This is a genomic window from Paenibacillus polymyxa (genome assembly GCF_018614975.1).
In the GTDB taxonomy this organism is placed as follows: domain Bacteria; phylum Bacillota; class Bacilli; order Paenibacillales; family Paenibacillaceae; genus Paenibacillus; species Paenibacillus polymyxa_E.
In genome coordinates, this window is the sequence record NZ_JAGGNR010000030.1 from 35,414 (window position 1) to 52,711 (window position 17,298).

Consider the following 17,298-nt stretch of genomic DNA (forward strand, 5'->3'; position numbering starts at 1 on the left):
TTATAGGATATCGAATGATTCTGGTATAATACGTGTAATTAGTCCTGTTCAGCACGATAATTGTAAGCTTGCAACAGGATAGTCCGGATGGAGGTTTACGTAATGAGTGCAGCTTTAACCGTAGTGGGTCTTGGATCTGGAGATGCAGACCAACTGACCGTAGGTATTATCAAAAAAATGAAACATGCAGCTACGCTGTATGTACGTACTCTGGATCATCCCGTATTGAATGATCTGAAGCAAGAGGGAATGGAGATGACATCATTTGATGCCATCTATGAGGCGAAGTCCTCCTTCCCCGAGGTGTATGATGAGATCGCGAACCAACTGATAGAAGCCGCTCGCAAGGGTGAGGCCGGAACCGAGATTGTGTATGCTGTACCCGGTCATCCCATGGTGGCAGAAGCAAGTGTACGCCTGCTCAAAGAACGTTGTCCGCAGATGGGCATTTCACTACGTGTCATGGGCGGAGAGAGCTTCCTGGACGAAGCCTTTATCCGGCTTGGATTCGACCCGATTGAAGGTTTTCAACTTCTGGATGCCAGCAGCCTGAACACGGAACTGGTACAACCACAGCTACATACGTTGATCGGACAAGTCTACGATGTGTTCACTGCTTCAGATGTGAAGCTATGCCTGATGGAGGTTTACCCGGATGATTATCCGGTATTTGTGGGTCACGCGTTGGGCGTACAGGGCCAGGAGGTCATTCACAAGATTCCATTGCACGAACTGGACCGGATCGAAGGGTACGGTAATCTGTCACTGATCTATGTACCGAAGAACACCGATGATGCCCTGCGTCGCCGTTCCTTTGCGCGTTTGCATGAGATCGTCAATATTCTTCGCAGTCCGGGTGGCTGCCCATGGGATCAGGAGCAGACGCATCAGTCCATTCGCAAAAACCTGATTGAAGAGACGTATGAGGTCATTGAGACGATTGATGAGGATGATCCCGACCATATGAAAGAAGAGCTGGGTGATCTGCTGCTGCAGATTTTATTGCATTCCCAGATGGAAGAAGAAGTGGGCACATTTAATGTGTATGATGTCATAGAGGGCTTGAATGATAAGCTGATCTTCCGCCATCCACATGTTTTTGGCGATAATCTGGCAGAAGATGTGAATGAAGCTCTTCAGAACTGGGAACAGATGAAGGCAGAGGAGAAGAAGCGCAAAGGCCAGGATCAGCAGAAGGTTTCCGTGCTGGATGGCATACCGCGTGACTTGCCTGCATTGATGAAGGGATACAAGTTACAGAAGAAAGCAGCCAAAGTAGGCTTTGACTGGGATGATGTTGAAGGTGTGTTTGCCAAGATCGAGGAAGAGCTTGCGGAGTTGAAAGAAGCGGTGCAACAAGGCCAGTCTGCGGAAGAACGGAAGCTCGAACTGGGTGATTTATTATTCGCAGCTGCGAACGTTGCAAGATTCATCGATACGGACCCGGAAGAGGCGCTTGCTGCGACCAACCGCAAGTTCGTCGGGCGGTTCCAGTACATTGAGGAGCGTTTACGTGAACAGGGAAGAACACCAGCAGATAGCAATGTAGAAGAGATGGAGCAATTCTGGCAGGATGCGAAGAAGGCAGGATTATAACGGGTTCAATTATCTGGAAAATACCGATAAACCTTATTCCATCATACTATGCAGTGTGTTATGATAATACGAACATGTGTTCATCTGTGTAAACTGGGGTTGGTGTTTAGCGACAGATGGTTTCGGGTACTGGTCATAGACTGTTGCCTGCGGACCATCGACAAAAAGCTAAAAAAAGTCGCGGACCAAGGCAGGATTTCAGATACCAAGCCAGAATACATGTGTAGTGACCTAACGCGAACCAGCGGCAATTGATGTATTGTCAGGGATCGCAGATACTTTTTTTTCAATTTGGGAGGCTTTTAAAAATGAACAAAACAGATCTGATTAACAACATTTCAACCAAAAGTGGTTTGACTAAAAAAGACGTTGAGTCCGTATTGAACGGCTTTTTGGGAGAAATTACAGATGCACTTGCCAGCGGAGACAAAGTACAATTGATCGGCTTTGGCACTTTTGAGACCCGCAAACGTTCCGGTCGTACCGGACGTAACCCACAAACAGGGAATGAAATCGTGATTCCTGAGTCCACTGTTCCTGCATTCAAAGCAGGCAACAAACTTAAAGAAGCCGTAAATTAATGCGTCTTGATAAATTCCTGAAGGTCTCCCGGCTAATCAAACGCCGCACTGTGGCCAAGGACGTCTCTGAACAAGGACGTGTTCTGGTGAACGGACGTGAAGCAAAGCCCAGCGCCACTGTCAAAGTGGGCGATGAGCTGACGGTTCAGTTCGGTCAGAAACTGGTCACCGTGAGGGTGGAACGAATTGCGGAGAGTACCAAGAAGGATGAGGCGAGCAGCCTCTACACCTTGGTGAAAGAAGAGCCGATCGCCAAGGATAACGGAATGAACTGGTAACAGTACATCTGGTATTAAATATTCATTCAATGCAAGTTGAATCGAAACGTCCTCCTGTAACAGGGAGGGCGTTTTTGTTTTTACTAGATGCCAGGTTATTAGTTCAACAACGCTGGTTCTATTCCAACCTTCACCCCCATAAGCTAGGTGTAAGAAGGAGGGGTACATGCCATGGTTGAGCACGGTAAGGCCAAACAGCATCATCTGAGCATGCAGAATCGGAAACTGCTGGATCTGACGGGTGTCTCCAACGTGGAGAGCTTCGACAGTGAGGAATTTTTGCTGCAGACTGAACTTGGGCATCTGACCATCCGGGGGCACAATTTACATATCAAAAACCTGAGCCTGGAGGAAGGTCTGTTATCCATTGAAGGCACAGTCAGTTCGCTCCAATATCTGGACCCCGGTTCCCAGTCCAAAAATGGTAAAGGCCTGTTTGGCAAGATGTTCCGATGAGTCCGGATACTCAATGGATCACATTGATGTGGATGCTTACCTCGGGGGTCGTGATGGGAATGGCCTACGACAGTTACCGGGTACTGTCCGGACAGCTGCGGTTTCCGAGATGGAGTATACACACGCTCGATCTGTTGTACTGGGTTGCTTCCGCGCTGTTCGTTTTTCGGATGCTATACGCCGGAAACCACGGACAGTTGCGGTTTTATGTCTTTTTGGGGCTGATTATAGGGGTTTGCTTCTATTTTTGGCTTTTAAGTGTTACAACCCAGCGTTTTGTGGTAATGTTAATTAAACTCGCAAGGACGCTGATTCATTGGTGTGGACATATCCTTCACATCCTGATCGTTATGCCGGCTAAAGGAATTTATAAGTTAATTCGCGTATTATTCGGTTTTGTAATTGCGATACTATTATTTCTGGGCAGGCTGGTGCTGCAATGTTTGGTACCTTTCGGCAAGTTGTTCCGCTGGATGTTTAGGCCGCTCCTGAAATATTGGGTAACGCCACGCTTCATGATCCGTGTGGGTACAAGAATTGCAGCGATGTGGAAACGCTGGTTTTAAGGAGGTCCGTAATGGGTAGAACACCTGTGGGAAGATCAAAGGCTCCAACTAACCAAGGAAAATCTGCTGGTGCAAAAAGGCGCCTTATGCTTTGGATGACGTTTATGATTGTATTTGTAATCTGGGCAGGATATACATTCCTTGTGCAGACTGCACAAATTTCGGACAAGAGTTCTCATCTGGCCACTCAGCAAGCTTCAAAGGAAGATACGTTGAAGAAGCTGGAACAGTTGAAGTACGAAGTCAGCCGGTTGAATGACCCTGAATACATAGGACAGCTGGCACGGAAAAAAGGATATTATCTTCCTGAGGAAACGCCGATTCAGGTTGAAGAGTCAGGGAACTGATGGAATTCGGTCTATTACCGAGCTAGGTTTGTTATCCGTGTGTCTGAAGCCGTTAAACCGGAAAAAATAGGCTCTCTGATGGGGTAGTGTTCAGTTGACCTTGGTTTACGGCATAAGGTATAATTACATTAGCGCAACATTGATTTTGGCATTCAAAAAATCGGGTTGTATATTTTTAAGGGAGGATCATTTTATTCTATGGCAATTGAAGTGGGCACCAAGTTAGAGGGCAAGGTGACAGGAATCACGCATTTTGGAGCATTTGTGGATCTGTCAGGAGGTGTCACGGGTCTCGTTCACATCTCGGAAATCGCCGACAATTACGTCAAAGATGTCAACGACCACCTGAAGCTGAATGACCTCGTTACAGTGAAGGTTATCAACGTTGACAAGGATGGTAAGATCGGACTTTCCATTAAGCAAGCTGTTGACAAACCGGTTGAGCAACAAACCCAATCTAGACCCCCGAGAGCTCCTAGACCGGAACGCAGTGGAGGAGATCGCGAACGATTCAGCGGCGGAGGCCCAAGTGGTGGCCAAGGTCGTAGTGGTGGCGGCGGTGGATTTAACCGTGGTGATCGCGGAGGCCGTTCTTTCAAGCCCGCAGCAGGCAAACCTTCATTTGAGGATAAAATGTCACGCTTCCTGAAAGATAGTGAAGAGCGGATCTCATCGCTTAAGAAGAACACAGAAGGCAAACGCGGAGGCCGTGGGGCCAAGCGTGTGTAATCTGTCACAACCTGATCTAAACATATAAGTAAAACCGTTAGCCCATAGGCTAACGGTTTTTTTGCGTTTCATTAACAGATAATTAGTTGAATAGCTTTTTTTGTAAGGTGAGGCTCCACATCACCAGTTTTTCTGCATGGCAAAATGGAACCATAAGAACATTTGTCGTCTACCATTTTTTACCGACAGGTTTCCGTGGCATTCCACAGCTATCCTGCTCAAATGATGGCGAGACCAAACCATCTCCGGTTCAAAATCAGACATTCCGATTGTCGGAATCAAGTAGGAGAATGAATGAAACCACAATAAGGCCGGGGGTTTCGCTCCACCGCGCCAGGCTCGTTTCTTTTGTCGTAAACTTTTTGGACCCTGCCCACCTATTCTGACAAACTACGTCTTCTAATCTATCTATAATCAGAACCATCGAGAACGAAACACGAAAATTCAAATTAATCGAATGGGGTGCCTTGAGGATGATGGAAAAGTGGAATGTCATTCAATTTCCGGGAATGAAAGCTGGTAAAGGAGGTACGGAAGCTCGGGAGGAGCTGTCGGTACGTCTGAAACAATGGCTTGGCTCCCGCAAGGTTGTCCAGATGGTTGCTTCCCGCAAATGGGTACTGCTGCTCACGTTTATGGGATTTTTGCTCGGAAAGGCGATGATCCTGAATGAGTTATCTCCTTTTGCCATTGCTTACTTCGCCGTAATTGCTTTCATGCGCAGGGATTACATCATTCCGGTAGGCGCCGCTCTACTCGCAGGTAGTCTCTTTGCACCGTTTCCGGTACCACTCATTGTTGCATCGGAGATCGCCATCTTTTATCTGCTCTTCCGGGGTCTAGAGTCATATGATCGTGCTGAATTATCTTATGCACCTACGATGGTGTTTACCACTACATTTATGGTCAAATTATTCGCGGTTGTGATTGGGCCATCCTTCAGCTGGTACGCGATGCTGATGCTCACGATGGATTCCGTACTAAGCTTTGTGCTCACCCTTGTTTTTATACAAGCCATACCGATCTTCACCTACCGCAAAAAAAAGTTCAGCCTAAAGAACGAGGAGATCCTCTGCCTGATCATATTGCTCGCTTCCGTTATGACGGGAGCCGTAGGGTGGACCATTCAGTCCTTATCCGTCGAGCATATGCTCTCCCGTTATCTCATATTAATCTTTGCGCTGGTGGGCGGAGCCCCCCTCGGAGCCTCAGTCGGGGTCATTACTGGCCTCATTCTGAGTCTGGCTGACATGTCAGCGGTGTATCAGATGAGCCTGCTTGCTTTTGCCGGGATGCTGGCGGGTATGCTTCGAGAGGGCAAACGCGCAGGCGTTGCACTAGGTATGCTGCTGGGTTCGTCCATTCTATCCATATATCTGGGTGGACCGGGTGATGTGATGAACTCATTATGGGAGACATGTGCAGCTATCGTACTATTCATGTTGACACCTAAGAGCCTGATGACGGCGATATCCAAATATGTGCCGGGTACGCAGGATCATACGAAATCCCAGCATGAGTATGCCAAACGGATAAGGGATATCACGGCAGAACGGGTAACCCGGTTCTCGCAGGTATTTCGTCAATTGTCACGCAGCTTCGATCAGATGTCCGGTGCGGGCGAACCTGTACAGAAAGAAGGTGGGATGGATCATTTCATGAATGCGGTTGCCGAGGGCACGTGTGCAAGCTGCTTCAAGCGTACGCAATGCTGGGATGCAAAGTTTATTCAAACCTACAAATATATGACCGACGTGATGAGCGCCATTGAAGGAAACCCGGAGATCTCAGGCAAGCAGATTCCAGTGGACTGGAACAGGGTGTGTGCGAAACCGGAAGAGGTCCTTGAAGTCATGCGTGCCCAGTATGGACTGCATCAACATAACATGCAATGGAAGCGTCAAATTATCGATAGCCGGCAGCTGGTTGCAGAGCAATTGTCCGGTGTATCTCAGGTCATGGAGGACCTGGCCAAAGAAATTCAGCGGGAAAGTGAGGAGATGGTGCAACAGGAAGAGCAGATTCGGGACGCATTGGAGTCACTGGGCTTGTCCATTCACTCCATTGAGATCATCAATCTGGATGCGGGCAATGTAGAGATTGAGATTGTACACGCATATACACGTGGATTCGATGAATGCAGGAAAATGATTGCTCCGCTGATCTCGGATGTACTGGACGAGCATATTGCCGTCTTGCATGAGACCATGACCGACCCTCGTCAGGGACTGGCGACCGTGACGTTTGGTTCAGCCAAAACCTTCGAGGTAACCACGGGTGTTGCTGCCGCCGCCAAAGGGGGAGATGTGATGTCAGGCGACAGCTTCAGTACGGTTGAGTTAGGTAACGGTACATTCGCGGTGGCGCTCAGTGATGGAATGGGCAATGGAGAACGGGCACGCATGGAGAGCAGCGCGGCTCTCAACATATTGGAACAGTTGCTACAATCCGGCATGGACGAGAAACTGGCGATCAAATCCGTGAACTCCGTTCTGATGCTGCGCTCCCCTGAAGAGATGTATGCCACAGTAGATATGGCGCTGATTGATGAATATACGGCAGAGACAACGTTTATGAAAATCGGATCGACGCCAAGTTTTATCAAACGAGGACAGGAGGTTATTCAGGTTTCGGCCAGTAATTTACCGATCGGTATTATTAAAGATATTGAAGTGGATCTGGTGACGGTACAGCTACAACCAGGTGATATCCTCATTATGATGACGGATGGCATCTATGATGCACCGGGGTATGCGGTGAACAAAGAGTTATGGATGAAACGGCTCATTCAAGAGATTGATACAGATGATCCGCAAGATTTGGCCGATTGCCTGCTTGAAAGTGTCATAAGATATCAGCAGCATGAGATTTTGGATGATATGACCGTCGTTGTTGGAAAAGTAGAGCATTTCCGCCCTGAATGGGCCACACTGCGTGTGCCTGGCATCAACCGGATGGAGCGTCCACGGACCGTCAGTTAATTGCATATTCTTCTGTTTGAAGTCTCTTCATTCTGGCAATGCTAGTCATAGAGTTGGAGAGTAACGAATAACGGAGGGATATCGGATGAAGCAAATCTTGTTGATCACCGACGGTTGTTCCAATGTAGGACCAAGTCCGGTGCTGGCTGCGGCCGAAGCACAGGAAGAGGGGATTACGGTTAATGTGGTTGGCGTGATTGATTATGGAACCATTGGTGAATTGGGAAGTCGGGAGATTGAGGATATTGCCAGAGCCGGAGGTGGAATCAGCCAAATTGTAGGTACACGGCAGCTTGCCCATACCATGCAGATGATGACAAGGAAAACGGTGGTTCAGACCATTCAGCAGGCGGTTAATAGAGAGTTAACACAAATTTTGGGAGAGCAGGAGCCCAAAACGGTAACCGATCTGGAGCCTTCACAACGCGCCCGGGTTGTGGAAGTGATGGATGATATGGTTGAAACTACAGCGTTACAGGTTATATTGCTAATCGACGTCAGTGCCAGCATGAAGCCCAAACTGGCTGCTGTAGAAGAAGGGATTCGCGATTTAATGCTGAGTTTGCAGGCGCGTATAGGTCAGAGCAAACTTTCGGTATTTCATTTTCCGGGACGACACAGTGGAGAAGATGCAGTAATGGATATTGACTGGACAACGGATCCAGGCCGTGTTCGCTCCTTGTTTGGAAGGTTGCAGATGAAGGGTGCAACGCCGACAGGTCCTGCAATTCAGAAGGTGATTGATTTTTACCGTTATGGTACACTGGAGAAACAGCAGGAAATAGAAGGGAACTATCGCATTGAAAGAGAAGGGATGCTCGGTGACAACGTTGTCTGACGCCTCTTTCCCGCCAGGAACAGTGGTTACAGGGAAATGGAATCGCAGTCGTTACACGATTCGGAAGCTACTGGGCAAAGGAGCTAATGGCATCGTTTTTCTTGTCCAACGGGGTGAAAATGGCAAACACTACGCGCTAAAAATGGGATTTGATCCGGTTGATCTGCAATCGGAAGTCAATGTGCTCAAATCTTTTCAACTACAGCGTAATCATGAGGCCCTTCGGCAGAGCGGCATTCCTTCCTATCTTAAAGATGTGGATGATTATGCCGTTCGTGGCCGGGATATTCCCTTTTATGTGATGCGTTACGTTCGAGGTGAGGCACTTCATCACTTCATTCGGCGTCAGGGGACAGACTGGACACTTCTGGTGGGGCTTAGACTCTTGCAGAAGCTGGCACAATTGCATCAGGCGGGATGGGTGTTTGGTGATCTTAAACCTCAGAATGTGTTGGTATCCGACTATGGGCAGGTGGAGTTGATCGACTACGGCGGAGTTACGTCTATTGGTCGAAGTGTCAAACAATTCACCGAATGGTATGATCGGGGCTTCTGGAATGCAGGCAGCCGTACCGCAGATGGTACCTATGATGTATTTGCATTTGCATTATTGTTGATTCATGTACTTGAAGCAGACGCGCTTAAGGCACTGGCAGCCGAAGGATTACCGCAACTGCGAAGTGTGAATCAGCTTGTAGCGCTGGTGGAGCGCAGTGAACGACTGGGTCCGTTTCGCAATTGGACGACTCAGGCATTACGAGGTCAGTTTCGTGATGCAGGTCATGCGGCACAAGGGTGGAAGGAATTGATGGCACGCCCCACGCCTCTTCGCCGTCGTTCCAAAAGTACAACACCGCGTTGGCTTAAAAACGCATTTGCTGTATCTGTGATATTACTTATTGGAGTGCTCATCTATGCACTACTTTTCTGATCTGTGAGAGTGCATATACATAACGCAAGGAATGAGGAACAGGTATGGAGGCTTTACGCTGGAACATGCTGGTGAAGAACGTGCTGGATGCAGCGGAAGAGCATCAGTTATGGGTTTCCGGGGATCGGATTGTCGTCGCAGTATCGGGCGGGCCGGACTCGGTAGCTTTTTTGCATATCATGCACGAGATCAGCATGCGGCATGTCCCGCTTGAATTAATCTGTGCCCATGTACATCATGGTTTCCGGACCGAATCTGATGACGAAGCGGAGAAAATGATGGAACTGGCACAGCAGCTTGGTATACCATTTGAATGGACCAAGGCCGATGTACCTTCATATATGGAGATGACGGGTCAAGGGCCACAGGAAGCAGCCCGCAACAAGCGATATGCCTTTTTGCACGAAGTGGCTTCCAAATATAATGCGGCAAGCATCGCTTTGGCACATCATGCGGATGATCAGGCGGAGACGGTCATGCTTCATTTGCTTCGTGGAACCGGCTTGTCGGGACTCTCAGGAATGAAGTTTAAAAGACGAGAAAAAAATGTGGAACTTATTCGTCCATGCCTTCGTATAAACAAGACAGACCTTGTAGAAGCTTGTAATACCCAGGGTTTTATGTATTTCAATGATGAGAGCAACGCCCTGCGTAAATATCGGCGTAATGCCATTCGCTTGGATGTGCTTCCTTTTTTGGGGCAGTATAATGGACAACTCACGCCGTCATTGAATCGGCTTGCCGAAATTGTGGGTGATGAAGACGATTTCATGGAGCAGAGTGCATATGACACATACAGGTGTCTAGTGCAGGTGAACGGCGGAAGGCAAACCTTTGAGGTGCCTTCCTTCTTGAAGTTACATGTCGCTTTACAACGAAGGTTGATTAAACTAATATTGAATTATCTGCCTTTGGACAGTGATTTTGTCGACTTTACCCGTATAGAAACCATTCGACGCAAGGTCATGGAGACCCATGTGACGACCTGGAGCCTGGATATAGGACAGACACTCGCCTGCACTCGGGAGTATAATCTGATTTCTTTTGGCATACGGACGGACGAACAGGATCAATCTTACGAGTATCGTCTTGCGCAATGGAGTGGAACTTATGAGCTTTCACTCACCCCAATTAACCGGTATATTCGGTTGATGACGGTGAGTCCCGAGGACTATCATGTACCGGAATCAGCGGATCAAGCCGCGTTTGATGCGGATCAACTGCTTATGCCGCTGGTTGTGCGTTCACGGTTACCTGGAGATACCATGAAAGTAATGGGATTAAACGGAAGCAAAAAGGTGAAAAATATTTTCATCGATGAGAAAATCCCCCCATCTGTCCGTCCACGTATTCCTGTGGTATGTGATGGAGCAGGTCATATCATCTGGTTACCGGGTGTTCGACGGTCCAATGTGGCTCCTGTCAGGGAGGGCACTTCCGCAATCCTGTACATGACTGTAGGCGATTCAGCGATTCAGGGGTAGTGGTTATGGTTCAGGTAAGGCTTTCATAGTATAACTTAGGAGGTTCGCACAGTTGCAGAACGACATTCAGGAAGTATTGATCAGTGAAGAAGAAATTCAGAGTAAAGTCAAGGAATTAGGCGCAACACTAAGTGCCGAATATGCAAATCGCAATCCTTTGGTCATTTGTGTGCTCAAGGGTGCGTTTATATTTATGGCTGATTTGGTTAAAAACATAACGGTACCTGTTGAAATGGATTTTATGGCGGTATCCAGTTACGGCGCTTCCACCAAGTCATCAGGCGTTGTCAAAATCATAAAGGATCTGGATGTATCCGTTGAAGGACGGGAAGTTCTGATTGTCGAAGATATTATCGACAGCGGACTTACACTCAGCTATCTGATTGAACTGCTAGAAAACCGCGGTGCTGAGTCTGTGCGTGTGGTTACGCTGTTCGACAAGCCTTCAGGCCGTAAAGTTGAGTTGGAAGCTCATTACACAGGCTTTGACATTCCTGACGCGTTCATCGTTGGTTACGGTTTGGATTTTGCGGAGAAGTACCGGAACCTGCCCTATATCGGGATTTTGAAGCCGGAAGTCTATAGTAGCTAATATTCTGCCCGACCCAAGCCTTGAGCTGTTCTTGGCTTCTGTTGAGAAGCCATGTCGGGCTATGTTAAAATAATTAAAGTGTCTCGAGAGGAGGTAGGGGATGAATCGGTTCATCCGGAATTCTGGTTTTTATTTGATTCTTTTTTTAGTTGTGGTGGGGATAGTCCAGTTCGTCAGCAATGGCGGCGAAGCCACCGATAATCCTAGATATGATCAGTTGCGTGCAGCGATCAAAGCCAACAATGTCTCTGAATTGACGGTTCAATTCAACGGTCAAACGTATCTCGTGACCGGTCAATACAAGAAGGCACCTGATGGCGCCAAATCAGAAAATTTCTCAACGTATATTCCTCCTACGGATGAGGCAATTAGTGAGCTTGTAGCTGCAAGTGAAACTAACAAATTCCAATATCATCAGGAGCCAATGAAAGGTGACAGCATCTGGTTGACGTTGCTGACTTCCTTTATTCCATTGATCATTATGTTCCTGCTGTTCTTCTTCCTGTTTAATCAGGCTCAAGGTGGCGGCGGTAAAGTAATGAACTTTGGTAAAAGCCGTGCTCGTCTCTATAACGAAGAGAAGAAGCGGGTTACATTTGAAGATGTTGCGGGTGCTGACGAAGAGAAACAGGAACTTGTTGAGGTTGTAGATTTCCTCAAGGATCCTCGGAAATTTGCAGCAGTAGGTGCACGGATTCCTAAGGGCGTATTGCTCGTAGGGCCTCCAGGTACTGGTAAAACGTTGCTCGCTCGTGCCGTAGCCGGTGAAGCGGGTGTACCATTCTTCACTATTTCAGGTTCCGACTTCGTGGAAATGTTCGTCGGTGTCGGTGCATCACGTGTACGTGACTTGTTCGAAAATGCGAAGAAAAATGCCCCATGTATCATCTTTATCGATGAGATTGATGCTGTAGGACGTCAGCGTGGTGCTGGTCTCGGTGGTGGTCACGATGAACGTGAACAGACACTCAATCAGTTGCTCGTTGAGATGGACGGATTCGGAGTTAACGAAGGTATTATCATCATAGCTGCAACGAACCGTGCAGATATTTTGGACCCTGCCTTGCTGCGTCCTGGACGTTTTGACCGTCAAATTACGGTTGACCGCCCTGATGTAAGAGGTCGTGAAGCTGTCCTGAAAGTACATTCCCGTAATAAACCACTGACCAACGATGTGAAGATGGATATTATCGCGAAACGTACAACAGGCTTCTCCGGTGCAGATTTGGAAAATCTCTTGAACGAAGCGGCGCTGATTGCAGCACGTCGTAACCGTAAAGATATTTCCATGAAAGAAGTCGATGAAGCGATTGACCGTGTTATTGTTGGTACGGAGAAGAAAAGCCGTGTCATCAGTGATCGAGAGAAACGCATTGTTGCTTATCATGAAGCAGGTCATACCATTGTAGGATACTTCCTGGAACATGCCGATATGGTACATAAAGTGACCATCATTCCGCGCGGACGTGCGGGTGGATATGTAATCATGTTACCAAAAGAAGACCGTATGCTGGTTACCAAGCAGGAACTGTTGGATAAAGTAACCGGCCTTCTCGGGGGTCGTGTAGCTGAAGAATTGTTCATCGGAGAAATTGGTACTGGTGCATACAGCGACTTCCAGCAAGCGACAGGTATTGTTCGCAGCATGGTTATGGAATACGGTATGAGTGAGAAATTGGGACCTATGCAATTCGGAAGTTCACAAGGACAGGTATTCCTTGGTCGGGATATCGGTCATGAACAGAATTATTCGGATTCCATTGCTTATGAGATTGATCAGGAAATGCAACGCTTTATCAATGACTGTTATGAGAAGTGTAAGGACTTGCTTGTTAAACATTCAAAAGAGATGCACCTGATCGCTCAAACTTTGCTTGAGGTTGAGACTTTGGAAATGGATCAGATCAAGCAATTGATCGAAACAGGATCTTTGACTCCAAAAGCAGAGAATGACAATGATGGTGAAGGCACACCAACTGAAGGCGGAGAGCCAATCATCGACACCATCGGTGATGTGCGCGTTCGTATTCAAGGTAAAGATGAAACGCCTGAGCCACCAGCCGGAGACATTCCAAACGAAGCTCCGAATCTGGAAAAGGGTAATAACAATAACCCGGATGATGGCGGAACTAAGCCAACGTCTTAATGCATAATACATCTGGCTATGGTAGCAGGTGAAATCAAGAGAGCCCTCGGGCTCTCTTTTTTTGTCCATTATTTTAAAAGAGGATAGATAAAGATAAACGGGAGTTAGATGGCGAACCAGTTAGCAAACAGGTGGTTATAGCGCTGTTCCGGGCCTTTTTCATTTATTGACAGAGTCGTGAACGTTGTGTAAATTAGTTGTTAAACCGCTTGTGATTCGTTTCTCAAGCGAAGATAACGACTTAGGTTAGCCCACGAAACAGCGCATGACGCTGTCCCGATAAAGGAGAGGATCACAGGTGGAAGCTCTGGCTTTAGAGCGCAAGGCTGAGATGAACCGCGAGCTGCGTGAGCGGCTTATGGAGTTGAAGAAGGAACGTAATGCCATTATTCTTGCCCATTATTATCAACGTGACGAAGTACAGGAGGTTGCTGACTTCCGTGGAGATTCGTTTCTGTTAGCCCAGAAGGCAGCACAAACAGATGCGGATGTGATCGTTTTCTGTGGTGTTCATTTTATGGGTGAAAGCGCTAAAATTCTTGCGCCAAATAAAACAGTTATTATCCCGGACGAACGTGCGGGCTGCCCAATGGCAGATATGGTGAATGTGGACGGACTACGCAAATTGAAAGCACAACATCCTAATGCCAAGGTAGTTACGTATATCAATTCCTCGGCTGAGATCAAAGCAGAGACTGACATCTGTTGTACATCGGCGAACGCAGTCCGGGTTATTCAATCGGTGGATTCCGACGAAATTATCTGGGTACCGGATAAAAACCTGGGACATTATGTGCAGCAGCATACAGACAAGAAAATGATTATCTGGGAAGGTTACTGCAACACTCACGATATGCTTACAGTCAAAGATGTGGTGGAGATGAGAGCCAAGCATCCCAATGCAGAGTTTGTTGTCCATCCAGAGTGTCGCCCTGAGGTTGTAGAAATGGGTGATTTTGTAGGCAGCACAACAGCTATTCTGGAGTATTGCAAAAATTCATCAGCGAAGGAATTTATTGTTGGTACGGAAGATGGTACCGGATATCAGCTTCGTTTGGATAGCCCGGATAAACAGTTCCATTTTGCTACCAAGTTCCTCGTATGTCCCAACATGAAGGTGAACAACTTGAAGAAACTGGTGAAATGCCTGGAAACGATGAAGCCGCAAATCTACGTGCCACCGGCCGTTGCCGACAAAGCCAGAGAATCACTAGAGCGCATGTTATTGGTAAAGTAGGATGCGCTACTCTTGCTCCAAGACAGGTGAATAACATGATACCGCAATATTTAGTTGATTTTGATCTGTCTTCGCTACCCATGGTAGAGACGGATGTACTGGTTATAGGCTCAGGGATTGCTGGTTTGTTTACTGCCATTAAGGCAAGTGAACAACAACGTGTATTAATGATCACGAAGAAGTCTTTACTTGAAAGTAACACCAGATATGCGCAGGGAGGCATCGCTGCAGTTATTGCTGAGGATGATTCACCTGCTTACCACTTGCAGGACACACTTGTAGCAGGAGCGGGCTTATGCCGCTCCGAAGCAGTAGAGGTATTGGTGAATGAGGGCCCGGACGGAGTGAAGGAACTGATTCGTTTGGGTACTTTATTTGATCTGGAGAACGGCGAGTTGGCGTTGACGCAGGAAGGTGCGCATAGCCACCGCCGTATTTTGCATGCCAACGGTGATGCAACGGGATATGAGATTGTACGTGCGCTTGCGGTCCAAGTGAATGAACATCCCGGGATTGAAGTATGGGATGAGCATTTTGTTGTTGACCTGATTACAGATCAAGGTCGAGGGGAATGCTTTGGCGCGCTGGTTCAGAAGGATGACGGATCGCAAGTGTTCGTGAAGGCACAGGCAACCGTTCTTTGCTCTGGTGGGGCAGGACAACTGTACCGATACACGACGAATCCGGATGTAGCTACTGCCGATGGTATAGCCATGGCCTATCGGGCTGGGGCTATTGTTCGTGACATGGAATTTATCCAATTCCACCCCACCTCTCTTTGTTACCCGGGGGCCCCGCGTTTCCTTGTGTCAGAAGCCGTACGCGGCGAAGGAGCATATTTGCGCAATGTGAAGGGTGAGCGCTTCATGGATCGTTATCATGCCCAGCTTGAACTGGCCCCACGCGATATCGTGGCACGAGCGATTGTTAGTGAGATGGAGTCCACCAACAGTACCTTTGTGTACTTGGACATTACGCATGAACAGCCAGAGATGATCAAGCATCGGTTCCCTACCATATATGAGACTTGTATGCGTTATGGATTGGACATGACAACGGACTGGATTCCCGTTGCACCTGCTGCCCATTACATGATGGGTGGAGTGAAAACGGATCTTAGTGGAGAGAGCAGCATCTCCCGATTATTTGCTTGTGGCGAGGTGTCTTCTACAGGAGTGCATGGAGCAAACCGTCTGGCAAGTAACTCTTTGTCTGAAGCGATTGTATTTGGCCGGAGAATTGTTGATCGTATTCAATCTCTTCCTCCGCTTGGTTTATTACAAGCAAAAGGGGCTGCGCCTTCATCTGTGGTCATGAATAACAAGATCATGGAAGAGCAAAAGCTGGTATCCGAAAGACGCTTACGGTTACAGAAAATGATGGTTCGTCAGGTAGGCTTGCGCCGGAATGGTGAGGACCTGCAGAAGGCCATGGACAAGCTGCAACAGGAATTGCAATTTTTTGATCAGACACTCACGCATAAGGAAGAGCTGGAGTACGCCAACCTTCTGACCTGTGCCTGGTTAGTTACCAGCGGAGCATTACACCGCGAGGAGAGTCGGGGGGCTCACTATCGTGAGGATTTCCCGGCACGTGATGATATCGTGTGGCAGAAGCATAGTCTGCAGCAGCGAGAACAAGCGATTGTGGAGGAATTGATGTCATGATACTGAACCGATATAATGAAGGGCTTATCGAATCAATCAAAAACTGGCTTCGTGAAGATGTTGGTGCAGGTGACGTTACAACAAGTGTGACGATCCCAGCAGGCAACCAATCCAAGGCCATTATACACGCCAAAGACAATGGTATTATTGCAGGCATGACCGTAGCTGAACTTGTATTTCAAGTCGTTGATCCTGATCTTGTATTTACACCGAAAGTAACAGACGGAGACCAGGTTACCCATGGCACGATTTTGGCCGAGGTAGAAGGAAGTACACATTCACTGCTTACGGGGGAACGACTGGCACTTAACTTGCTGCAACGTATGTCCGGAATAGCTACGCGTACGCGTGCCTACGTGGATGTTCTGGATGGTCTTGAGACCAGGCTCGTGGATACACGTAAGACAACGCCGGGCCACCGATTACTTGAGAAATACGCAGTGCGCGTGGGTGGCGGAGCCAATCATCGATTTGGACTGTACGATGCCGTTATGATTAAGGATAACCACATCAAGGGTGCAGGCGGAATCACCGAGGCGGTACAGCGTGCGCGAACCCTTATCCCACATACGATGACGATTGAAGTGGAGACTGAAGATCTGGAGCAGGTGAGAGAAGCCTTGCAAGCCGGAGCAGATATCATTATGCTGGATAACATGCATCCAGAGCGGATGCGTGAAGCAGTTGAACTTATTCGTGAACAGGCTCCTCATGTGAAGGTTGAAGCATCCGGTAACGTGTCTCTTCAGACCATTCGTGGTATTGCAGAGAGTGGTGTGGATGTAATTTCGGTTGGCAGGTTAACCTATTCCTTTGAGAGCCTGGATATTAGTCTGGATTTAAATGAAAAGAAAGAGGGGTGAACCTCT

16 protein-coding genes are annotated in these 17,298 nt (G+C 47.8%); all 16 read left to right on the forward strand.

The genetic code is table 11. From position 1 onward, the window contains the following. Window positions 1-102 precede the first annotated feature (102 nt). The 16 genes from yabN to nadC all read left to right on the forward strand — a co-directional run bounded on the left by yabN (window position 103) and on the right by nadC (window position 17,292). The gene (gene yabN / locus J7E78_RS21565; protein ID WP_215078137.1) at window positions 103-1,596 is read left to right on the forward strand and encodes a bifunctional methyltransferase/pyrophosphohydrolase YabN; all 1,494 of its coding nucleotides are present in this window, start codon (window positions 103-105) and stop codon (window positions 1,594-1,596) included. A gap of 308 nt (window positions 1,597-1,904) precedes the next feature. Next, window positions 1,905-2,177 (forward strand): HU family DNA-binding protein, encoded by a 273-nt coding sequence (locus J7E78_RS21570; RefSeq protein ID WP_215078138.1) that lies wholly within the window; start codon window positions 1,905-1,907, stop codon window positions 2,175-2,177. Further along, window positions 2,177-2,455 (forward strand): RNA-binding S4 domain-containing protein, encoded by a 279-nt coding sequence (locus tag J7E78_RS21575; RefSeq protein WP_215078139.1) that lies wholly within the window; start codon window positions 2,177-2,179, stop codon window positions 2,453-2,455. The genes J7E78_RS21570 and J7E78_RS21575 overlap by 1 nt, the downstream gene beginning before the upstream one ends. A gap of 171 nt (window positions 2,456-2,626) precedes the next feature. Then, window positions 2,627-2,911 carry a sporulation protein YabP gene (gene yabP / locus J7E78_RS21580; RefSeq protein WP_036606119.1) on the forward strand — a complete coding sequence of 95 codons (285 nt, stop codon included), beginning with the start codon at window positions 2,627-2,629 and terminating at the stop codon, window positions 2,909-2,911. Further along, complete coding sequence (gene yabQ / locus J7E78_RS21585) at window positions 2,908-3,477, forward strand: spore cortex biosynthesis protein YabQ (RefSeq protein ID WP_215078140.1); 570 nt, start codon at window positions 2,908-2,910, stop codon at window positions 3,475-3,477. Before yabP ends, yabQ begins: the two co-directional genes overlap by 4 nt. 11 nt (window positions 3,478-3,488) lie before the next feature. Next, window positions 3,489-3,824, forward strand: coding sequence for an FtsB family cell division protein (locus tag J7E78_RS21590; protein WP_215078141.1), 336 nt, complete (start codon window positions 3,489-3,491; stop codon window positions 3,822-3,824). Window positions 3,825-4,022: 198 nt separating this feature from the next. After that, window positions 4,023-4,553, forward strand: a complete 531-nt coding sequence (locus tag J7E78_RS21595; RefSeq protein WP_215078142.1) for a S1 domain-containing RNA-binding protein — start codon at window positions 4,023-4,025, stop codon at window positions 4,551-4,553. A gap of 473 nt (window positions 4,554-5,026) precedes the next feature. After that, entirely contained in the window at window positions 5,027-7,534 is a 2,508-nt protein-coding gene (gene spoIIE, locus J7E78_RS21600; RefSeq protein ID WP_215078143.1) for a stage II sporulation protein E, read from the forward strand. Window positions 7,535-7,619: 85 nt separating this feature from the next. Next, entirely contained in the window at window positions 7,620-8,372 is a 753-nt protein-coding gene (locus tag J7E78_RS21605; protein ID WP_215078144.1) for a VWA domain-containing protein, read from the forward strand. Beyond that, on the forward strand, window positions 8,356-9,303 hold the full coding sequence (locus tag J7E78_RS21610) for a serine/threonine protein kinase (protein ID WP_215078145.1): 948 nt from the start codon (window positions 8,356-8,358) through the stop codon (window positions 9,301-9,303). Before J7E78_RS21605 ends, J7E78_RS21610 begins: the two co-directional genes overlap by 17 nt. Before the next feature lie 44 nt (window positions 9,304-9,347). Next, on the forward strand, window positions 9,348-10,787 hold the full coding sequence (tilS, locus tag J7E78_RS21615) for a tRNA lysidine(34) synthetase TilS (protein ID WP_215078146.1): 1,440 nt from the start codon (window positions 9,348-9,350) through the stop codon (window positions 10,785-10,787). Between the two features lie 52 nt (window positions 10,788-10,839). Beyond that, window positions 10,840-11,379, forward strand: a complete 540-nt coding sequence (gene hpt, locus J7E78_RS21620) for a hypoxanthine phosphoribosyltransferase (RefSeq protein WP_017691352.1) — start codon at window positions 10,840-10,842, stop codon at window positions 11,377-11,379. A 100-nt stretch (window positions 11,380-11,479) separates the two neighbouring features. After that, window positions 11,480-13,525: an ATP-dependent zinc metalloprotease FtsH gene (gene ftsH, locus J7E78_RS21625; protein ID WP_215078147.1), complete on the forward strand. Its 2,046-nt coding sequence runs from the start codon at window positions 11,480-11,482 to the stop codon at window positions 13,523-13,525. 298 nt (window positions 13,526-13,823) lie between these two features. Further along, the gene (gene nadA / locus J7E78_RS21630; protein WP_017691350.1) at window positions 13,824-14,762 is read left to right on the forward strand and encodes a quinolinate synthase NadA; all 939 of its coding nucleotides are present in this window, start codon (window positions 13,824-13,826) and stop codon (window positions 14,760-14,762) included. A gap of 35 nt (window positions 14,763-14,797) precedes the next feature. Next, window positions 14,798-16,429 carry an L-aspartate oxidase gene (gene nadB / locus J7E78_RS21635; RefSeq protein ID WP_215078148.1) on the forward strand — a complete coding sequence of 544 codons (1,632 nt, stop codon included), beginning with the start codon at window positions 14,798-14,800 and terminating at the stop codon, window positions 16,427-16,429. After that, entirely contained in the window at window positions 16,426-17,292 is an 867-nt protein-coding gene (gene nadC / locus J7E78_RS21640; RefSeq protein WP_215078149.1) for a carboxylating nicotinate-nucleotide diphosphorylase, read from the forward strand. The genes nadB and nadC overlap by 4 nt, the downstream gene beginning before the upstream one ends. The last annotated feature ends 6 nt before the right edge of the window (window positions 17,293-17,298 follow it).